At 68.0% G+C, this 19,002-nt stretch carries 18 protein-coding genes; 4 read left to right on the top strand and 14 right to left on the bottom strand.

Annotated elements, in window-relative coordinates; genetic code table 11:
* Positions 1-292 precede the first annotated feature (292 nt).
* The 8 genes from ACFVWG_RS41010 to ACFVWG_RS40975 form a co-directional block, all read right to left on the bottom strand.
* On the bottom strand, positions 293-1,252 hold the full coding sequence (locus ACFVWG_RS41010) for a cation diffusion facilitator family transporter (RefSeq protein ID WP_391548948.1): 960 nt from the start codon (positions 1,250-1,252) through the stop codon (positions 293-295).
* Between the two features lie 28 nt (positions 1,253-1,280).
* Positions 1,281-2,438 (bottom strand): mannose-6-phosphate isomerase, class I, encoded by a 1,158-nt coding sequence (gene manA / locus ACFVWG_RS41005; RefSeq protein WP_391548947.1) that lies wholly within the window; start codon positions 2,436-2,438, stop codon positions 1,281-1,283.
* Positions 2,432-3,508, bottom strand: coding sequence for an SIS domain-containing protein (locus ACFVWG_RS41000; RefSeq protein WP_391548945.1), 1,077 nt, complete (start codon positions 3,506-3,508; stop codon positions 2,432-2,434). The genes manA and ACFVWG_RS41000 overlap by 7 nt, the downstream gene beginning before the upstream one ends.
* The gene (locus ACFVWG_RS40995; protein WP_132174184.1) at positions 3,505-3,711 is read right to left on the bottom strand and encodes a Trm112 family protein; all 207 of its coding nucleotides are present in this window, start codon (positions 3,709-3,711) and stop codon (positions 3,505-3,507) included. The genes ACFVWG_RS41000 and ACFVWG_RS40995 overlap by 4 nt, the downstream gene beginning before the upstream one ends.
* A complete protein-coding gene (locus ACFVWG_RS40990; protein ID WP_391548944.1) occupies positions 3,711-5,114 on the bottom strand; it encodes a phosphomannomutase/phosphoglucomutase in 1,404 nt (467 codons plus the stop codon). The genes ACFVWG_RS40995 and ACFVWG_RS40990 overlap by 1 nt, the downstream gene beginning before the upstream one ends.
* Positions 5,115-5,151: 37 nt before the next feature.
* Entirely contained in the window at positions 5,152-5,895 is a 744-nt protein-coding gene (locus tag ACFVWG_RS40985) for a ThuA domain-containing protein (RefSeq protein ID WP_391548943.1), read from the bottom strand.
* Complete coding sequence (locus ACFVWG_RS40980) at positions 5,888-6,976, bottom strand: Gfo/Idh/MocA family protein (protein WP_391548942.1); 1,089 nt, start codon at positions 6,974-6,976, stop codon at positions 5,888-5,890. The genes ACFVWG_RS40985 and ACFVWG_RS40980 overlap by 8 nt, the downstream gene beginning before the upstream one ends.
* 221 nt (positions 6,977-7,197) lie before the next feature.
* A complete protein-coding gene (locus ACFVWG_RS40975) occupies positions 7,198-7,644 on the bottom strand; it encodes a metallopeptidase family protein (protein WP_391548941.1) in 447 nt (148 codons plus the stop codon).
* Positions 7,645-7,675: 31 nt separating this feature from the next.
* Between ACFVWG_RS40975 and ACFVWG_RS40970 the strand changes: the two genes are divergently transcribed.
* Positions 7,676-8,047: a DUF3499 domain-containing protein gene (locus ACFVWG_RS40970; protein ID WP_391548940.1), complete on the top strand. Its 372-nt coding sequence runs from the start codon at positions 7,676-7,678 to the stop codon at positions 8,045-8,047.
* 13 nt (positions 8,048-8,060) lie between these two features.
* Here ACFVWG_RS40970 and ACFVWG_RS40965 read toward each other — a convergent pair whose 3' ends face one another.
* The 4 genes from ACFVWG_RS40965 to ACFVWG_RS40950 all read right to left on the bottom strand — a co-directional run bounded on the left by ACFVWG_RS40965 (position 8,061) and on the right by ACFVWG_RS40950 (position 14,419).
* Positions 8,061-9,542: a DUF5719 family protein gene (locus tag ACFVWG_RS40965; RefSeq protein WP_391548939.1), complete on the bottom strand. Its 1,482-nt coding sequence runs from the start codon at positions 9,540-9,542 to the stop codon at positions 8,061-8,063.
* Complete coding sequence (locus ACFVWG_RS40960) at positions 9,539-12,451, bottom strand: glycosyltransferase (RefSeq protein WP_391548938.1); 2,913 nt, start codon at positions 12,449-12,451, stop codon at positions 9,539-9,541. Before ACFVWG_RS40960 ends, ACFVWG_RS40965 begins: the two co-directional genes overlap by 4 nt.
* Positions 12,452-12,609: 158 nt before the next feature.
* Positions 12,610-12,861 carry a WhiB family transcriptional regulator gene (locus ACFVWG_RS40955; protein WP_203589828.1) on the bottom strand — a complete coding sequence of 84 codons (252 nt, stop codon included), beginning with the start codon at positions 12,859-12,861 and terminating at the stop codon, positions 12,610-12,612.
* A gap of 334 nt (positions 12,862-13,195) precedes the next feature.
* Complete coding sequence (locus ACFVWG_RS40950; RefSeq protein ID WP_391548937.1) at positions 13,196-14,419, bottom strand: hypothetical protein; 1,224 nt, start codon at positions 14,417-14,419, stop codon at positions 13,196-13,198.
* A 114-nt stretch (positions 14,420-14,533) separates the two neighbouring features.
* Here ACFVWG_RS40950 and cofD point away from each other — a divergent pair, with 114 nt between their 5' ends.
* The 3 genes from cofD to ACFVWG_RS40935 all read left to right on the top strand — a co-directional run bounded on the left by cofD (position 14,534) and on the right by ACFVWG_RS40935 (position 17,455).
* Positions 14,534-15,511 (top strand): 2-phospho-L-lactate transferase, encoded by a 978-nt coding sequence (cofD, locus tag ACFVWG_RS40945; protein ID WP_391548936.1) that lies wholly within the window; start codon positions 14,534-14,536, stop codon positions 15,509-15,511.
* Positions 15,508-16,482, top strand: coding sequence for a coenzyme F420-0:L-glutamate ligase (locus ACFVWG_RS40940; protein ID WP_391548935.1), 975 nt, complete (start codon positions 15,508-15,510; stop codon positions 16,480-16,482). Before cofD ends, ACFVWG_RS40940 begins: the two co-directional genes overlap by 4 nt.
* Before the next feature lie 292 nt (positions 16,483-16,774).
* The gene (locus ACFVWG_RS40935) at positions 16,775-17,455 is read left to right on the top strand and encodes a DUF3105 domain-containing protein (RefSeq protein ID WP_391548934.1); all 681 of its coding nucleotides are present in this window, start codon (positions 16,775-16,777) and stop codon (positions 17,453-17,455) included.
* Between the two features lie 51 nt (positions 17,456-17,506).
* On the opposite strand, the gene ACFVWG_RS40930 is transcribed toward ACFVWG_RS40935, so the two are convergent.
* Positions 17,507-17,899, bottom strand: coding sequence for a DUF4259 domain-containing protein (locus ACFVWG_RS40930; RefSeq protein WP_391548933.1), 393 nt, complete (start codon positions 17,897-17,899; stop codon positions 17,507-17,509).
* Entirely contained in the window at positions 17,900-18,997 is a 1,098-nt protein-coding gene (locus tag ACFVWG_RS40925; protein WP_391548932.1) for a mannose-1-phosphate guanylyltransferase, read from the bottom strand.
* Positions 18,998-19,002: the final 5 nt, after the last annotated feature.

Below are 19,002 nucleotides of genomic sequence, written 5' to 3'. Positions count from 1 at the left end.
ACCAGTCCCCAACCACCTACGAAACCAGCACCGCCACTACGCTCCCATCAGCGGCGTAATCCACCACCCGTGTCCACGAACCGGGGGCAAGGCCCACCATCTCTCGTGGGTTAACCCACCAGCGCGCTGACCATCTCATGGGTTAACCCATCAGCGCGCTGACCATCTCATGGGCTAACCCATCAGGTTGTGGGTTCCCCACTCGCATGCGGGTACAGAACCCACAAGCTCGTGGGGTAACCCATCAGATGGGGTTAGCGCGAAGGGGCTTCCGGTACGGCGGGGCATGGGGTTAGTGCGAAGGAGCTTCCGGTACGGCGGGGCGCTCGTCGGGGGTGTAGTTCTCGTGGAAGATGTCGGGTTCGAGGTAGATGTGCACCGACATCGGTTCGGCGGCGCGGATGGCGCGCTCGGCGGCGTTGATGGTCTCGGCGACGACCGCGCTGTCGGTGGTCGGCTCGACGGCGAGCTTGGCGGCGACGAGCAGCTCCTCGGGACCGAGGTGCAGGGTCTTGATGTGGATCAGGCGCTGGACACCGGAGGTGCCCTCGATGGCGTCGACGATCTTCTGCTGCGCCTCGCGGGTCGCGGACTCACCGAGCAGCAGCGACTTCATCTCGATCGCCAGGAAGATCGCGACGAAGACCAGCAGCGCGCCGATCGCCATCGAGCCCAGACCGTCGAAGAGGCCGTTGCCGGTGATCAGCGTCAGCGCGACACCGATCAGCGCGAGCACCAGACCGGTCAGCGCGGCGAAGTCCTCGAGCAGGATCACCGGCAGCTCGGGTGAGCGGGCCTGGCGGATGAACTTCGGCCACGAGATGTGCCCGCGGATCTTGTTCGCCTCGATGATCGCGGTCCGGAACGACAGCGACTCCATCACGATCGCAGCCAACAGAACGGCGACCGGCACCCACTTCCAGTTGTCGATGCCGTGCGGGTCGTGGACCTTGTGCCAGCCCTCGTAGAGCGCGAACAGACCACCGACGCTGAACAGCACGATCGCCACGATGAACGAGTAGACGTAGCGCTCCCGGCCGAAGCCGAACTGGTGCAGTTCGTCGGCCTCGCGCTTGGCCCGCTGCGAACCGACCAGCAGCAGCACCTGGTTGCCGGCGTCGGCCAGCGAGTGGATCGCCTCGGCCAGCATCGAGGCCGACTGGGTCAGCCCCCAGGCAGCGAACTTGGTGACCGCGATCCCGGTGTTCGCCAGCAGGGCCGCGACCACGGCCTTGTTTCCGCCACCAGCCATGGTTGTTCAGGTCCTCCGTGAAGATCAATCAGGGTGCGGACACGACGAACGCCGTGCCGGAACCACGCAGGTTACAGGGTCCCTCGGGTCCACCCGCGAACGCGGACTGCCCGGCGGACAACGTCACACCGTCATAGGTGCCTCCGGCACCGACCTCCATCGATCCGTCCACACAGCAGACGATTCGCGGCCCGGACCCGGTGACCGTTTGTTCACCGCCGTCGAGCTCCACCCGCCGTACGGCGAAGTATTCGCATCCGGTCGCGTAGACACCATCGGTTGCGGTGAGCACCGGGTCCGTCAGCGGCTCGAAGTCGACCACGGACACCAGCTCCGGTACGTCGACGTACTTGCTCGTCAGTCCACCACGCAGCACGTTGTCCGAGTTCGCCATCACCTCGAACCCGAGTCCGTGCAGATACGCATGCACGTTGCCAGCCGGCAGATAGACCGCCTCGAAGCGCTCCAGCCGGACCCGGTTCAGCAGCAATGCCGCCAGTACGCCGGGGTCATCCGGGAAGTCCGCACACAACTTCGCCAGCGTCTCGATCTCGAGCGCGTACGCCGAACCGACGTACTGCGCACAGGCCTCGCCCACCGCGGCGACGAGCGGCCGGATCGAATCCCGGTCGCTGCTCATGAAGTCTGTGAAGGCTTCCTGCAGCTTGCCGTCGCGCAACTGCTGGGTCAGTCCGTCGAGACCGACCGGGGCTAGTGCCTCCAGCAAGGCAACCGTCGACGCCAACGGCCGGAAGCCGACCAGCGCGTCGAACGGCTCCAAAGCAATGAGGATCTCTGGCTTCGGCCAGGCGTCCCTGTAGTTCCGGTCCGCGGCATCGCGCGGAATCCCGGCCGCCTCGTCGCGTGCGTACCCGTCAATCGCTTGCGCCCGCGACGGGTGCGCCTGGATCGACAACGGCTGCGCTGCCGCCAACAGCTTGGCGAGGAACGGGAACCGCCCCTCGAATTCCTCAGCGACTTCCACGCCCAGTACGTCGGATGCGCCGGCCTGGACCACGTCGTACAAGGAATCGCCGCTCGGCAGAATGGAGGGCGCGGACTCGTGCGCGCCCATCCACATCTCGGCCTGCGGTGTACCGTCCGGCGCGACGCCGAGCAGTGCCGGGATCGCGGTCGGCGATCCCCACGCGTAGTCGCGGATGGTGTTCAGCAGCCGAACTACCACGCCGGGTCCTCCGACGGGATGCCTGGCTCGGTCGGTCCGTCGTCAACGGCAGTGCCGTAGCGGCCCAGCCCAATACCCAGGTACGCCGCGGCATAGCGGCCGTGCTGGGTCAGAGCGGCGTACCGGGCGATGTCTGTGCCGGCAGCCTGCGTCACGACATGCACCCGCACCTCATGACGCTCCGCCTTGACTGCAAGCTTGTTGCGGGTCTCAGTGACCGCAGTGTCGGCCAGACCGTCGTCCAGAATGATCAGTGCGGGTCGCAGCTCGTCGCCCTGGTCGAACGGGTCCGCGAACAGGTCCCGCGGCGGCTGGTTGAGCACCGGCAGCAGGTGACCGGCGTCCGCAGCAAGAGCAGGCCGTCCACTCGCCAGACGCAGTGCCTCGACCACTCGGCGCGCTGCGCGGGCAGCCAGCACCGAGCCGCCCCACACGAGCGGCAGCGCGTCGGCTAGCACAAGCGCGAGCTCCTTGGCCGGGTTGGACGCTACGTCGTTGTTGGGCGAGCACTCGATCGCTACGTCGTCGAGCATGGCGGCGACGGACTTGGCGTCCACCTCCGGCCCGAGCTCCATCTGGTGCAGCCCCTGCAGTACGGCGACCGCAGCAGCGAGCTGGTCATCGGACTGCGACGGCAGCCGGATCGCATGCCGCAGACCGGCCGATGCGATCGCAACCGGCGAGTCCTCCGGGCTGGCGATGATCAGACCGCAACCACGACGCGCAGCCTCGGCAGCAGCCGACACTGCATCATTGTCCTCGCTCTGACCGCCCAGCACGATCACCAGGTCCAGCGGACCGGCCCACCCGGGCAGACCCGGACCGGGCCACGCCACGAACGGCACTGGGCAGACAGGCTCCAGCACGGCGCGCACCAGCCGGGCGTCGCGACCAGCGGCCACAATGGCGCGCGGCCGGAAGCCGTCCGAGGTCAGCGAGGACAGTACGTCGTCTGCTGCCTCCAGCTCGGCGCGCACACGCGCACCGGCCATCGCCAACCGCCGCAGCAGGTGATCAGTCGCTTGAAGCGCCGCCGGGTCGTCCAACCGCGAGTCATCGAAGACGCTCATGCCTGGTCCGCGGTCTCCTCGGTGCGGGTGTCCCGCGCCTCGTCGATCAGCAGCACGGGGATGTCATCGCGCACCGGATAGGCCAGGGCGCAGCCGGTGTTCGTGCAGACCAGCTCGTTCGCCTCGTCGTCCACCCGGAACTCCGAGCGGCACTTCGGGCAGACCAGGATGCTCAGCAGGTCCGGGTCCAGATTGACTGCCATCAGTTCTTCCCCTCGTTCGACAACGCTGTCGCAGGCGTGCCGGTGATCAGCGCCAGCACTTCGTCCCGGACCTGCTCCATCGTGGCGCGGTCCGCGGCTTCGACGTTCAGCCGCAGCAATGGCTCCGTGTTCGAGACACGGACGTTGAACCACCACTGTGGCGCGGACACGGTCAGGCCGTCCAGGCGATCGACAGTGATGTCGGCCTGGCTGCCGTAGGTGTCCTCGATCGCGGCGACCGTGGCCGCCGCGTCGTCGACCTTGTTGTTCAGCTCGCCGGAAGCGACGTACCGCTCGTAGATGGCGAACAGCTCGCTGGCCGGCTTGTCCTGCTCACCCAGCGCGGCCAGCACGTGGAGTGCGGCCAGCATGCCGGTGTCGGCCCGCCAGAAGTCCTTGAAGTAGTAGTGCGCCGAGTGCTCGCCACCGAAGACCGCATCGGTCTCGGCCATCTTCTGCTTGATGTTGGAGTGCCCGACCCGCGTCCGCACCGGCACACCGCCGTGCTCGGTGACCAGCTCCGGCACCGCCTTGGAGGTGATCAGGTTGTAGAGAATGGTCGCACCGGGGTGCTTGGCCAGCTCCCGCACGGCGACAGCGCCGGTGATCGCGCTCGGCGAGATCGGGTCGCCCTTCTCGTCGATCACGAAGCAGCGGTCCGCGTCGCCGTCGAAGGCGAGCCCGAGGTCAGCTCCGACCTCGACAACCTTGGCCTGCAGGTCGACCAGGTTCTTCGGGTCCAGCGGGTTCGCCTCGTGGTTCGGGAAGCTGCCGTCGAGCTCGAAGTACATCGGCACGATCTCGACCGGACCGGTCGCGAAGACGGCCGGCACGGTGTGGCCGCCCATCCCGTTCCCGGCGTCGACGACCACCTTCAGCGGCCGGATCTTGGTCAGGTCGACCAGGTCGTGCAGATGATCGGCGTACGCGGTCAGGAGGTCCTTCTCGCGGATCTTGCCCGGTACGGCGCTCGGCACCGGACCGTCCACGAGCGCCTTCGCCACCAGGTCGGCGATGTCCCGCAACCCCGAGTCCGCACCGACCGGCGCCGCACCCGCGCGGCACAGCTTCATGCCGTTGTACTGCGCCGGGTTGTGGCTCGCCGTGAACATCGCACCCGGCAGGTTCAGCCGCCCGGACGCGAAGTACAGCTGGTCGGTCGAGGCCAGCCCGATGTTGATCACGTCGGCACCAGTGCTGGCCACACCCTCGGCGAAGGCCGCCGCAAGCGCCGGGCTGGACGGCCGCATGTCGTACCCGACCACGACCGCACCAGAACCCGCGAGCACGTCCAGGACCTCCACGTACGCCGCCCCGGTCGCCCGGGCCACCGACTCGTCGAACTGGTCCGGAACGATCCCGCGAACGTCGTACGCCTTGAAGATCGCCGCAACGTCAACCATGCGTGGACCCTATCCGGCCCAGTGTAAAAGCTGTATTTCAGCCCTTCTGGAACCAGCCGGACTCGCCCCGGTGATGAACCTCAGGCAGCTGACGGGGGCTCGTGGGAGCCGCCCAGCCGACCGCGTTGGCGATCACCTGCTGCACATCCGAGTGGTGGTAGGTGGGGAACTCCTGGTCGCCGGGGCGGAAGTAGAAGACCCGGCCCTGGCCACGGCGGTAGGTGCAGCCGGAGCGGAAGACCTCGCCGCCGCTGAACGAGCTGATGAAGACCAGTTCGTCGGGCTGCGGGATGTCGAACAGCTCGCCGTACATCTCCTCGCTGTCGATGATCAGCGGGTGCGGGATGCCGCGGGCGATCGGGTGGCCGGGGGCGACCGTCCAGATCAGCTCGCGGTCGTTCTCGGCGCGCCAGTCGAGCGAGCACGTCGTACCCATCAGCTTGACGAAGATCTTGCTGAAGTGCGCGGAGTGCAGGGCGATCAGGCCCATGCCGGACAGCACGTGCTTGTGGACGCGCTCGACGACTGCGTCATCGACCTGGTCGTGGGCGGCGTGCCCCCACCAGGTCAGTACGTCGGTCTCGGCCAGCACCTCCTCGGTCAGACCGTGCTGGTCCTGCTGCAGCCAAGCAGTCCGAACGACGACGTCCTGGCCGAGCTTGTCCCGCAGGGCGGAGGCGATCGTCTCGTGCATGGTGTCCGGGTAGAGCTTGCGGACGGTCTCGTCACGGTCCTCGTGGACGTTCTCGCCCCAGACGGTGACGCGAATGGGATCAGTCATGCAGCACTACCTCTCGTCCTGCCTTCGCCGAGGCGTAGCAGGCGTCGATGACCTCGGTCCGGAGGAGCGCCTCCGACCCGTTCTGCCCTTCCCACTCACCGCTGCGGACGATCCGGACGAACTCCCGCACCACTGCGCGGTGGCCGAGGCCCGGTCCGGTCGCGGGGCGCACCTCGGCCGGGATACCGGCCACGTCGGTGTAGATCCGCAGCGTGTCGTCGTTCGTGTAGTTCTGGACGTCGATCTTCGCGCCGCCCTCGGTACCGAACAGTTCGATGCCGAAGTTGTCCCCCGGCGCCCGGTAGGTCGCCCAGCTGGTCTCCAGCTGCAGTGCGCCGCCACCTTCGAGTCGCAGGTACGCCGTCGCCAGATCCTCGACCTCGAACTTCGTGCCGAGCGTGTCGACGACCGGACGCTCCGCACTGTGCGCACCACCCCGGCCACGCGGCCCGAGCTCGGCGAACGTGTTGGCCGACACGGTGGTCACCTGCGGCTCGCCGAGCAGGTGCAGCGCCATATCGAGGATGTGGACGCCCAGGTCGATCAGCGGGCCGCCACCGGACAGCTCGCGGTTGGTGAACCAGCCACCCATGCCAGGGATCCCGTTGCGACGCATCCAGTGCGCCTTGGCGTAGTAGATGCGGCCGAGCTGGCCCTCGTCGATCTGATGCTTCAGTGCGATGACGTCACCGCGCTCACGGTGATTGAAGACGACCTTGAGCACCCGGCCGGCCTTCTTGGAGGCCTCCACCATCGCAGTGCCCTCAGCCACCGTCCGGGACAGCGGCTTCTCCGACAGCACGTGCAGCCCCTTCTCCAGCGCTGCGAGCGCGATCGGGGCGTGCAACTGCGTCGGCGTACCGATGCTGACCGCGTCCAGACCCTCGGTCTGGAGCAGGTCCTCCCACTTCTCGTAGAGATGCGGTACGTCGTGCTTCCCGCCCAGGCTGGTCAGGAGATCCTTCTCCAGCCCAGCGAGTGCGATCACCTCGACCTCAGGCAGCTCCGAGAACGCTTCCAGGGCGGTTCGGCCGGCAAAGCCGAGCCCGACGACTCCGACGCGCAGTTTTTGATCGTTCACAGCATCGATCCTCTCCCGGCAACGTGGTCACGACAATGCGCTTTCCACACTACGGAACAAGATCGAACACTTTCCGACCGAGTGTCGCAGGCCCGCCAACCCCCGCCGCCCCGGCCATCAGTACTGGCTCGAGACAGCGACTGACGGCCGGAGACCCCGCACACCAGGTCTCCGGCCATCACTTCGTGTCTCCTGCCACCAGTGGTGGCGGGGGCGCGAGGTCAGTCCTCGTCGGTGTCGAACTCGGGGTCGATCTGCTCCGGGGAGAGGGCCAGTACGTCGGCCAGCTCGAGCACGAGGGCGGACCGGACCAGCCACGACAGCCCGGCGCCGGAGCGCTCGGCCCGCAGCTCGATCGGGCGCCGGAAGACCACGATCCGGTACGGCTCGTGCGACGTACCGCCGGTGGCGTGAGTGAGCGGGATCTCGGTCGCGTCCAGCTCCAGGTTCGGCACGTCCTCGATAGCGAACTCGACCCGCGCGATGACCTGCGGCAGCCGCTTCTCGAGCCGGGTCACCTCGATCGCGACCACCTCGTCGAACTGGGCAGCGGCCGAGCGCTGCAGCGGCAGACCACGCGGCGCGAACGGGCTCGGCCGGCTGATCGGTCCGAGCATGCCGCGGCCATGGCGGTCGATGTGCCTGCGATGACGGCGAGCCTCGGTCACGCGCTCAGCCTAGTGGGGGTAACGTCTTGACGTGAGCATCGCCAGGATCTGTTCGCGCGCCGCCTGTCATCAACCGGCCGTTTCGACGCTCACCTACGTCTACGCCGACTCGACCTGTGTGATCGGTCCACTCGCGACGTATGCCGAACCGCACTGCTACGACCTCTGCGCCGACCACGCCGACCGGTTGACCGCTCCGAACGGCTGGGAAGTCATCCGGCTCGCTCCGGACCCGGCCGCCGCCGGACCGTCGACGGACGACCTGGAGGCGCTGGCCAACGCGGTGCGCGAGGCCGCCCGGCCGCTCCCCCGCCGGGAGCCGGGCACCGACATGCCGGGCGCGCCGGTCGAGGTGACCCGCCGCGGTCACCTGCGGATGCTGCGCGACCCCGACGGCAACTAACTAACGCCGAGCTTTAACGCAGAGCCGCCCGTACGTCGGGCTGCGCGCCGAGCTGGGCGCGGAAGACCAGCGACGTGCTCAGCGGCCAGGCGGCCACCTGCGGCGTGTCGTCGTCGTCCAGCTTCTTCGGCGGCATCAGCGTGACGCCTGCAACGACCGTCCCGCGCGTCTGCTCAACCGTCAGATACGTCGGACCTGACGCCGCCTTGAGCGGAATCTGCGTCGTCGAACCAGCCACGACATCGACGGCCCGGCTCAGCAGCGACTTGCCGGCTGCGTCGTGGAGGTCGAGCTTCACGCTCGATGCCTTCCCCGGAGCCGTCACCTGGAAGACAGCCTGTTCCTTGTGAGCGGGCAGCACCAGGTACGCCGGTCCGGTCAGCACCTCGGCCCCACCGATCGACGCGAAGTCCGAACCGCTCTTGTCGGCCATCCGCAGTGACGCGGCCACAGGCTGGTCCGAAACCAGGCTGATCCCGCTCGCGTCCCCGTGCAGCACGTCTTCGAGTTTGATCGTGCTGACCGCACCAGCAGGCAGCCGAACCGTCTCCAGGCCAGCCGGCTTGAACGGGCCGTTCGGACCGTTCACCGTCAGGCTGATCGTCGCTTGCAGGTCAGTGGGGTTCACCAGCACCAGCGTGCGCTGCCCAGCACCCGGCGCTGCCCCCGGCACGTAGACCTTGGTTGCAGGAGCCGCTGTCGGGCCGATCCAGTCCACACCGGCCGGCGTCTTGTCCGCCTTGCTCGCGTAGTCCCGCAAAGCCGGAGCCACGCGACCACCGGTCGACACGACGTGCAGCGCCAGGTCCTTCTGACTGCGGGCGACCTGATCGAGGAACAGCTCGTACGTCGATCGGGCCGGGATCACCAGTCCGCGGGCGTTCGGCAGATCCAGCTGGCCCTTGTTCGAGTAGATCGTCACGTTCACTGCGGCGTTGACGCTGTCCAGGTTGGTCAGCGTGAGCACGTCCCGACGACCAGCCGCGGTGGAGGCGCCGACGTACCAGAAATCCGAGCCAGGCAGCTGGCAGGGCGCACTGGCCATTCCGCTGTTCACACCGGTCGTGGAGACCGTCGTACTGGTTCCGACCGCACCTGCGGCCATGGGGCCGGTGCCCCGGATCGACAGGGTCTCCGGCTTCGCTGTCGCCGTACTGGATCCGATCTTGCCGCGGACCAGTAGTGAGCCGACCGGACCGGAGGTGGTGGCCAGCGGGCTGATCGACAGCGGAGTGGCGTTGCCGCCAGCGGTTGGCGTGTCCTCGGGCAGCACTGGCGCCACACCGTTGACCACGCTGGTCTGCTTGTCGCCAGTCAGCGCCGGGCACGCCAGTGCGGTCCGGTTGACGACAGTGCGGGCCGGGGACTGCGACGCGGCCTGCGGATTGACGTCCGGCTGCTTGGGGTGGGTGACGACAGCCAGCCCACCGACCACGGCCATCGCCAGCACACAGCCGCCGAGCCGGATACGCGGATCCGACAGCAAGCTGCTCATCGGTCCCTCCTCGCGTGCGTGCCATGCGGTATGGCGACGGTCCGGCGGACTGTCGGCAGACAGAAGATCAGCGCGATGATCCACGCGATCAGACCGAGGATGCGCCACAGGTTGTGGGTCACGTCGCTCAGCGGGGACGTGCCGCCACCGCCCGACCGGTCGACGAGCCAGGCGGCATCGCCTTCGTTCGCACTGGCACGCGACAGGCCCGGCAGCGAGTCGAGCGTCGACTGCAGCGTCGGGTCCACTGGCGCCGGCAGGTAGACGTAGTCAACGGCCAGCGCAGCAAGCTGACGTCCTTCTTCACCGGAGCCGCCACCACCCAGGGTCGCCAGCACGTCGGTGAGCGGCTTGATCTGCGCGGCCTTCGGCGCAGCCTCGACCGAACCCATCCGCGGACCGCCGTCCTTGACCAGCGAGAACCGCATCGGGCTGCCAGGGGCCTTGCGCACAACCAGAATCGAGTCGTTGGTCGGTGGGCCCTGAGCAGATACCAGGTACGCCGGGAGGTCCTGGACCGGCCCACGCCACAGCGGACCGTCCACACCACGCACCAGCCAGAAGCCGGCCGTGACGATCGTCGTCACCAGCACGATGCCGAGCACGCCCTGGATCAGAATCTCGTTCGTCTTGCCCACCGAGTCCCAGGCCACCGTGACCGCAACAACCCAGCCGGCGCTCATCAGGAACATCAGCGGGCCACTGCCACCGCCCAAGCGGCTAGCGACCAGCGTGCCGATCAGTCCGGCCAGTGCGACGAACCAGCCCAGCAATTCGTACCGCTGCCGCGACTCACGCAGCAGACTGACCAAAGCCACCACAATCAGCGGTACGGCGAACCACCACGGCGTCGGACCGCCAATCGGCGTACCGGTCAGCAGGTGCGGCAGGCTGTCGCCCGGACCGATCGCAGTGGTCGGCTGACCACCCGCCTCCTGTCCCAGCAACGACGGGTGCAGCACTAGCTGGATCGTCCACGGCAGCACCAGCAGCAGACCGAGCACCACCGAGAAGACGAGCTGCCGGCCCTGTCGACGCCAGCCCAGACCCAGCACGCCACCGACTGCCAGCGTGACGGCGACCAGTAGGCCAAGAGCCGGAGTGAAGGCGAACAGGACAGCCTGGCAGATACCGGCGAACCATGCGGCTCGCCAACTGCCCTGGATGACGACACGACGCCGACGCGCCACGGTGTGGACAGCAGCACCGAGCAGGGGCAGCACGATCGCCGCCACCACAGTCCCGATCCGGCCCTGCGTGATCGCGCCGTTCGTAAAGACAGCAATGCCGTACGCCGACGCTCCCCACGCGCGAGCGCCACGGTTGACGATGAACGCCCGCAGCAACGCCCACGAGGCCAGCGCGGCCAGTGGGATCGCACCGAGCAGCAGAACGTTGGCCGCACCCGAAGGTCCGAACATGACAGCGGAGAAGGCCCAGAACTGCGCCAGCCAAGCGGGCGGCGTCACACCGGGCGGTGCGGAAGCTGCGGCATGCCAGAGCGCGGGGAGGCTCTCATGCGCGGGCAACAACAGGTTGGAGCGCAGTACGCCGCTCCCGATCAGACTGCGCGCGGCGATGAACGTCCCGAGGGCCAGCACGACCCAAGCGACCAGGAACGGCCGCCGCATCAGCTGACGGCGCCAGCGTGGCTGGTCGACCGCTACCCGCGCTGTGGTCTTCGCACGGCGCGCAGTGGTGACCACCTGCTCTTCCGGCTCGTCCGCCCAGGCTTCACGGATCCGCTCGGAGATGGTGCTGGTGGTCTCCTCCAGGTTGTGCCGCAATGCGTGCACAGACCGGGAGAACAGTCCCTTGATGTCGTCGTACGGGACTCTGTCCAGATTGCGGCGGTCCTTGCGGGCCTGCGTCCAGCCACCGGCCAGCAACGTGCCGAGCAGTGCCGTCCACTCGTCAACAGCACCTGACGGAGTCTTGCCGATCAGGAACCAGACGGAGCGCATGATCGTGCCGAGCAGGAACCTGAGGATCAGCAGCGGCAACAGCTTGCCAGGAGCGTTCGCCAGGACGGTGTAGTACGCGTGGGCGCGGTCGAGCTGGTAGGCGTGCCGGCGGGTACCAGCCAGCGCACGCTCACCGGTTGCGGCGGCCTGTGCGTGGTAGATGACCGCATCCGGCGCCACGCCGACCTGGAAGCCGGCCCGGCTCGCGCGCCAGCCGAAGTCGATGTCGTCGCGGAACATCGGCAGGCGCGGGTCGAAACCCTTCAGCGACTCCCAGACGTCGCGACGGACCAGCATGCCGGCCGAGCTGACCGCCAGCACGTTCCGCGGCTGGTCGTGCTGGCCCTGGTCGAGCTCACCGTTCTCGATGCCGGTATCGCGACGGCCACCGAGCGACGTGGTGACGCCGACCTCGAGCAGATCGCGGTCCCGTGGCCAGAGCCGCAGCTTCGGGCCCCAGATGCCGACATCGGGCGAGATAGTGGCCTGGAGCAACAATTTCTCCAGGGCCTTCGGGGCGGGCGCGCAGTCGTCGTGGAGCAGCCAGAGCCACTCGATCACCGGCATGTGCCCGTCGTCGCCGTACGGCCCGTACGGCGACGGGATCGGCGCGAAACCGACCGTCTCGACGCCACGGGCGACCGCCGTACCGAAGCCGGTGCGGGCGGAGACGCTGACGACCGGCTCGACGCCGGGCATCGAGGCGAGCAGTTCGGCGGTCTCGTCGGTGGATCCGGTGTCGACCGCGATCAGGCGGTCCGGCCGCGGGTTCAGCGCCCACAAGGCCTCGGACAGCCGCGGTAACCAGGCAGCACCCTCGTGCCCGACCACCACCGCGGTGACGACGTGCCGGACCCGCGGTCGACCCATCGGGTCATCGGTGTGATCGGTGGGGAAGTCGACAGAGTCGAAGAACTCCCAGCCGGCCGGAGCTTCTTGTTCCATGCGGAGCTGTGACACCTCAGTGGTTACGGACGGTCTGGGTCACCATACAGCCGCGTGGGTAGCGGTCCGAAAAGCCGCGGGCCCCGGTGACAGGTCGTCGCCCGGGGCCTCGCGGAAAGCTCATCTGAAGTTGTCTAACGCTGTGTGTCTGTTGGCGGTCAGACAGCCTTCTTCTTCAGCTTGCGGCGCTCCCGCTCCGACAGCCCGCCCCAGATTCCGAAACGCTCGTCGTTGTGGAGTGCGTACTCCAGGCATTCACCTCGGACGTCACACCCGAGGCAGACCTTCTTCGCCTCGCGGGTGGAACCGCCCTTCTCCGGGAAGAAAGCCTCTGGATCGGTCTGGGCGCACAACGCCCGTTCCTGCCAGTTCGGCTCCTCCTCGATCGCCTCACCGTCGACAATCGCCAGTAGCTCTGTCACGGTACGACCTCCTCGACCCTGTTCGTTCCCCTGTACATGTGGGTTTGCGGTCCACATGCCTGACCTCGACCGTCTGGTGTGCTCAAACGGTCCCCGATACCGAGTGTCAACGAACGACACGGTTGAAATTACATTCCTGCAATGCACGAAAGTCAAGCTGTGGTCTGCTATTGGCATCATCCGCAACATGGCTGCAAAACAACGAGAGGCCTGTGTACACAGGCCTCTCGTGTTCATGTGCTACGTACTGAAACTCGATGAAGTTGTTTCGTCAGCAGCTTCGGTAAGGGCTTGCACCCTTACCTCACAGGCATCCTGAGGGTCAGGACGGCTGTGACCACCAGCCCTGCTGACCCTGGTCGTCCTTCTTCTCGGGGTCGGAAACCCGCGGATCCACGCGGGTTTCGTCGGCGGCCGGCTCGGCGGCCGCGGGCTGCTCGGCAGCCTCCGGCTCCTCGGCCGGAGCCTCTTCGGCCGGCCAGGCCTGCTGCTGCTCACCGGACTGCCAGGTCGGCTGGCCCTCCGGCTGCGGCTGCTCGGCGGCGTGGCCCGACTGCGACGGCCACTCCTGCTGCGGGTAGTCCTGACCGGACCACTGCTGCTGGCTACCGTCGTTCCACTGCGAGCCCTGCGGCTGCTGCTCCTGCGGCCACTGGTTGCCCTGAGCTTCCTGGCCGCTCCACTGCTGCTGCCCTTCCGAGCTCCACGGCTGGGTCGCCTCGGTGCCCGGCATGGCGCCGGCGGACCACGCCTGCTCGGCGGCCGGCTGGTGCTGCTGGGCCTCGGCCTCGCTGGCGGACCAGGTCGGCTGCTGCTCGCCCTGGTTCCAGCTCTGCTCCTGCGGCCACTGCTGCTCGCCCTGACCCGCGGCGTAACCACCGGCGGCACCAGCGGCCGCACCGGCACCGGCTGCGGCGCCATAACCGCCGTACTGGCTCTGCTGGCCCTGCTCGTAGCCCGGCTGGCCGTACTGCGGCTGCTGGCCACCCTGCTGGGCGTACTGGCCGCTCTGACCACCCTGCTGCCCGTACGGCGCCTGCTGGCCGCCGTATTGGTTGCCGTACTGGCCCTGGGGTGCGAACTGACCCGGCTTCGGCGCACGCACCGCGGCCGGCAGACCCTGGAAGGTGTTGAAGATGTAGTACCCGACGGCGCCGGTCAGCGCGAGTCCGGCCAGCGACCAGACGAAGGTGGCGGTCAGCAGGCCACCAGAGCCGTCGGACGCGAAGACGGAGAACGTTGCGATGAGCCCGACCAGTAGAGCCACACCCGTGATCGCGAGGGCGACAATCGTGACGAGGCGGGCGTTCGTCGTACGCTCGCCGGCTTCGTTGACCAGCCACACCGACGCGGCCAGCGTCAGCAGCAGCACGATGCCACTGACATCGGTCGGCGCGAGCCGGGTCTGCGCCCGGAGGGCGTTGGTCGCGAACGTGCTGCCGCCGAAGAACAGCAGGATCAGGACCGCCAGCACGGACAGGGCAGCGAAGGCGAGCAGGATGTACGCGACCGGCTCTCTGAGCTTCTTGGTTGCGTCGGTGACCACGAGGGCTCCTCGGGATGTTGGGGGCCGTACAACTGAGCTGTGCGGATGTTCGGACCCACCGCAGCATAGTCGTGCGGTGGCTCGCCGCATTGACGACTCGTGCAGACTCTTCCCATGCGATTGACAGTGCTGGCCGGCGGCGTCGGTGGATCCACCTTCATCCGCGGGCTACTGAAGGCCCGCCCCGACGCCCAGATCACCGTGGTGGGGAACACCGCCGACGACATCACCCTGTTCGGACTCCGCGTCTGTCCCGACCTGGACACGGTGATGTACACCCTCGGCAACGGCATCTCGAAAGAGCGCGGCTGGGGCCGTGAGGACGAGACCTGGGTGATCAAGGAGGAGCTCGCCGAGTACGGCGTCGAGCCGACCTGGTTCGGTCTCGGCGACCGGGACGTGGCCACCCACCTGGTCCGGACCCAGATGCTGGACGCCGGCTACGGCCTGACCGCGGTCACCGAGGCGCTGTGCCAGCGGTGGAAGCTGCCGGTGCGGCTGCTGCCGATGAGCGACGACCGGGTCGAGACCCACGTCGTGGTCGACGACCCGGACCAGCCGGGCAAGCGCAAGGCCATCCACTTCCAGGAGTACTGGGTGCGCTGGCACGCCGAGGTCACCGCGCACCAGATCGTCGCCGTCGGCCAGGACAAGGCCAAGCCGGCCCCTGGCGTGCTCGAAGCGATCGCGGACTGCGACGTGCTGCTGATCCCGCCGTCCAACCCGGTGGTCTCGGTCGGCACCATCCTCGGCGTACCGGGGATCCGGGACGCCGTCCGGGAGACCGCCGCCCCGGTGATCGGGCTGTCGCCGATCATCGGTACCGGTCCGGTCCGTGGGATGGCCGACAAGGTGCTGGCCGCGGTCGGCGTCGCCTCGACCGCCTCCGCCGTTGCCCGGTTCTATGGGTCCCGGACGACGGGCGGCGTACTGGACGGCTGGCTGATCGACACCTCGGACTCGATCCAGGCCGATTCGATCGCCGGAGCCGGAATTCACGTGCAGGCGGTGCCGTTGTGGATGACGGACGAGACCACCACCGCCGCGATGGCTGACGCGGCTCTGAACCTCGCGGAGGCCGTACGGCGATGAGGAAACACCTGGAAGTCTTCCCGGTGACCGGACTGCCCGAGGTGGCAGCAGGAGACGACCTGACCGCGCTGATCGGGGACGGGACGGACCTGCGCGACGGAGACGTCGTTTCGGTCACCTCGAAGATCGTCAGCAAGGCGGAGGGGCAGCTGACGTTCGGCAGCCGCCAGGAGGCGATCGACGCCGAGCTGGTGCGAGTTGTGGCGCAGCGTGGCGACACCCGGATCGTTCAGACCCGCCACGGGCTCGTGATGGCCGCTGCGGGCACGGACACCTCCAACACCGCGCCGGGAACCGTCCTGCTGCTGCCTGTCGACCCAGATGCGTCTGCGCGGGCGCTGCGCGAGGCTCTGAAGGCCCGGTACGACGTGAACGTCGGTGTGGTCATCACGGACACGCTGGGGCGGCCATGGCGCAACGGACAGATCGATCTGGCCATCGGTGCAGCTGGAGTGCGCGTGGTGGAAGACCTCCGCGGTACGACGGACAGTCACGGCAATGTGCTCGCGGTGACCGAGCCTGCGCTGGCCGACGAGATCGCGAGCGCCAGTGAGCTGGTGAAGGGCAAGGCCGACGGCGTACCGGTAGCTGTGCTGCGCGGGCTGGAGGACGTGGTCCTGCCGGCCGGAGAGCACGGTCCGGGCGCTCGGGCGCTGGTGCGGGACGCCGAACACGACATGTTCAGCCTGGGGACGCGTGAGGCCGCGCGGGCCGCCGTACTGGATCGCTCTGCGCCCGCTGGGCCGCGTGAGGTCGATCCGGCGCTGTGGGCCGGCCTGCTGGACTCGTTTGAAGGCATCCACCTGCAGGTGCTCGATGACGCGGTCACGGTCTTCGGTGGGGAGCCAGTGACGGTGGGTGTGATCGCCGAGCGGCTGGCGGTCCTGCTGCACGCCGAGGGTTACGGCGTCAGCGTGCGGATCGGGCCGGGGAGCGAGGCGACGATCACGTTCGGCTCACGGTCGGAGTAGTTTTCTGAGTGTGGCCGACGACTTCCGCGCCGTAGCGAGCATGTGCTCGGTGCAGTAGCTCGGTGCGCTGGGGCGGAGGGTTCGATGCGGAGCATCGTGCCCTTTGCACCAGTGCGGCGAGGTGCTGTGCCGAGTGCAGCGCAGTAGGCGGGGAAGTTGTTGGCCACACTCTAGGCAACTTCTTAGGTACCTCTCGTACACTGCATCCGCACGGCGGCGACGATGGCCGCCCGGATCCGGGAAGTCCAACACTGTGGGTAAAGCGTCGTCGCAGAAGCAGTCACGCCGCGAGATGATCGAAAAGATGCAGCGCGACCAGGCCAAGTCCGACCGGAACCGGACCGTCCTGATCGTCATCGCCTCGATCGTCGTCGGCCTGGCCATCATCGCCTACCCGGCGATCAAGCTGATCCAGGACTCACAGACCAAGGGTCAGGCGGTGAACGAGTTCGGCGTCGCCGCGAGCGCGGCCTCGTGCGACACCCCCACGGACGACAAGGCCGGCGGCACCCAGGACCACAAGCCCGACGGCACGGTCATCATGTACGACCAGTCCCCGCCGTCGTCCGGTCCGCACTACGCGACCTGGGCGCCGTTCGGCAAGAAGTTCTACACCGTCGCCGACCGCCCGCCGGTCTCCAACCTGGTGCACAACCTGGAGCACGGCTACACGCTGCTCTGGTACCGCGACACCCTCCCGAAGGAGCAGATCGACCAGATCGAGCAGATCTCCAAGGGCAAGCTCCCGGAGACCTCCTTCGGCAAGTTCATCGCGGCCCCCTTCAAGGCCGACGAGGGCAAGCCCTGGCCGGACGGCAAGAACCTCGCCTTCGCGCACTGGTCGGGCAACAAGGAAGGCGCCAAAGACGCCTTCGGCCACCGCCAGTTCTGCGGCTCCGTCAGCGGCGAGGCCCTGAAGAACTTCATGGAGAAGTACCCCGCCACCGACGCCCAAGAGCCCAACGGCGGCTGATCGACAACGCCTTGACGCCCTCCCGGCCCTCGGCCGTGAGGGCGTTCTGCGTTATTGCAGGCGGCCCAGAAGATCCTGAACCGTCGCCACCCAGTCCGACGCGCCGACTTCCTCCCACAACTCTCGCAGCTCGGAGCCATCCCCAACCACCCGAACCACCGCCCGCACCGCCAGCGGCGCCAACTCAGCCAACCCCGGCCGCGCCGCCGCCCACGCGAGCACCTCCTCGCTGTACGCATTCGCCACCAGCGGCCGTCCACCCGCAGCCGCAACCACCTCCGCAGCCGCCAACACCTTCATCCCGTCGGACGCCCCCAGGAAGTCGCCACCCTCAGCTAGTTCAAGGGTCGCCCTCACAACCTGCTCATCGTCGGCATCAGCCAGGTTGGCGCCCCAGTCAGCCGCCGTGTCGTTCCCGAACACACTCTCGTCCCAAGTCCCCATTTACAGGTACTTGGTGGCGTGGTCGGACTGGACTTGGGCGACCAGGTCCTTGACGCGTTCGCCGTCGGAGAGGGGGCAGACCATCGTGACGTCCTTGGTGTGGACGATGATGTGGGAGCGCAGGCCCACGGTGGCGATCAGGTGGTTGGGGTCGTCGGTGACGACGATGTTGTCGTGCGAGTCGAGCAGGCAGGACAGCGTCGTACCGTCGGTGCGGTTGCCGTTGGGGTCAGAGCTGTAGGTGCCGGCCAGCGCGGCCCAGGAGCCGACGTCGAGCCAGTGCACCGGCATCGGTACGACGACCACCTCGGCGTCGACCTTGCCCTGGGATGCGGGTTCCATGACGGCGTAGTCGACGCTGATCTTGCGCAGGTTCGGGTAGATACCGGCCAGCGTCGCCTCACGCTCGGGCGTGTCCCACACGGACGCGACCTGACGCAGGTTCGCGGCCGACTCCGGCAGCAGCTCGTCGAGGACGCTCAGCACGGTCTCGGCCCGCCAGACGAACATCCCGGAGTTCCACCAGAACCGTCCGGTCGCCAGGTACTCCTCGGCCGTGGCCAGGTCCGGCTTCTCCCGGAACCGGTCCACGACGAAGGCCGCCGTACCGTCGATCGCCGTACCGCGCTCGATGTAACCCAGCCCGGTATGCGGATGCGTCGGCTCGATCCCGAACGTCACCAGCGACCGGGGCCGCTGCTCGACCACCGCGAACCCGTTCTCGATCGCGGCCCGGAACTCGTCCTCCGGGCTGATCAGGTGGTCCGACCCGACGAACGCGACCACCGCGTCCGGGTCGTTCCGCGCGACCACGGCCGACGCGAGACCGACCGCGTTCGCGGTGTCCCGGCGGGCCGGCTCACCGATGATGGCGTGCGGGCCGAGCTCCGGAAGCTCCTTGCGTACGACGTCGGCGTACGCACCGACCGTGCACACGTAGATGTTCGCCGGCTCGACGAGTCCTTGCAGCCGGTTGTACGCCACCCGCAGCAGCGACTCACCGGCCGCCAACGGCAGCACCTGCTTCGGCCTGTCGTCCCGGGACAGCGGCCACAGCCGTGTCCCCGAGCCCCCGGCCAGGATCACCACGTTTCGCATGAGGA

This window comes from Kribbella sp. NPDC058245 (assembly GCF_042882005.1).
In the GTDB taxonomy this organism is placed as follows: Bacteria; Actinomycetota; Actinomycetes; order Propionibacteriales; family Kribbellaceae; genus Kribbella.
Note: the sequence above shows the minus strand (reverse complement) of the source record. Positions and strands in the feature narration are given on the sequence as shown.